1 protein-coding gene is annotated in these 802 nt (G+C 75.7%); it reads right to left on the bottom strand.

Translation table 11 applies throughout. The features are described 5' to 3' along the window. On the bottom strand, positions 1-802 hold an 802-nt coding region (locus G3N62_RS35590), incomplete at both ends, for an NAD(P)H-hydrate epimerase (protein ID WP_277399668.1).

Raw genomic sequence — 802 nt, 5'->3', positions numbered from 1 at the left:
GCGGTCATCGCCTCGAGATCGAGGCCGTCGGCCGGGTGCAGCATCAGTTCGGGGAACGGCGGGTCGTACGGCGGCGCGCCGGCGCCAAGGAAGCCGACGTGCACCTTGCCGGCGCCGGCGAACAGCGCGGCGCGCGCGGCCAGGATCGGCGCGCCGCACATGCCGGTATCGCCGCCGAGCACCGCCAGGCTGCCGTACGTACCCTTGTGGGACGAATGCGCGCGCGCGGGCAGCGCCGCCACGAACCGCGCGGGCGCATTCAGCACGATGGCCGGCGCGGCGGGCGGCGCGACGTCGAGCGATGCGATGTCGATCGCGCCGGCGAGGTCGCGGCCGTCGCCCGTATAGAGGCCCGGTTTCGCGCCGATGAAGGTGAGCGTGTGGGTGGCCGCGACGGCGACACCCGCGCCGACGATCCGGCCGGTATCGCTGTCGAGCCCGCTCGGCACGTCGAGGGCGAGCACCCGGCCGCCGTTGCGCGCATGCGCGGCGATCCGCGCGGCCTGCTCGGCGAATGCGCCGTCGAGCGCGCGGCCGAGACCGATGCCGAACAGCCCGTCGACGACCCACGCGTATTCGTCCAGCGAGGCGGGCGGTGTGGCCGACAGCGGCACGCCGGCCGTGCGGGCGAGGCCGAGCGCCCATTGCGCGTCGTCCGGCTTGACCGGTACCGGCATCCACGCCTGCGTCGCGACACCGAGCTGCTGGAGGTGCGCGGCGGCCACCAGCGCGTCGCCGCCGTTGTTGCCGGGGCCGACCGCGAACCAGACGGGGCGGTCGTCGCCGGCGACGCGCTCGGACA

It is taken from the genome of Burkholderia sp. Tr-20355, assembly GCF_017104685.1.
GTDB classification, from domain to species: domain Bacteria; phylum Pseudomonadota; class Gammaproteobacteria; order Burkholderiales; family Burkholderiaceae; genus Burkholderia; species Burkholderia seminalis.
The sequence above is the reverse complement of the archived record's forward strand: the minus strand, read 5'-3'. Positions and strand labels throughout refer to the sequence as shown.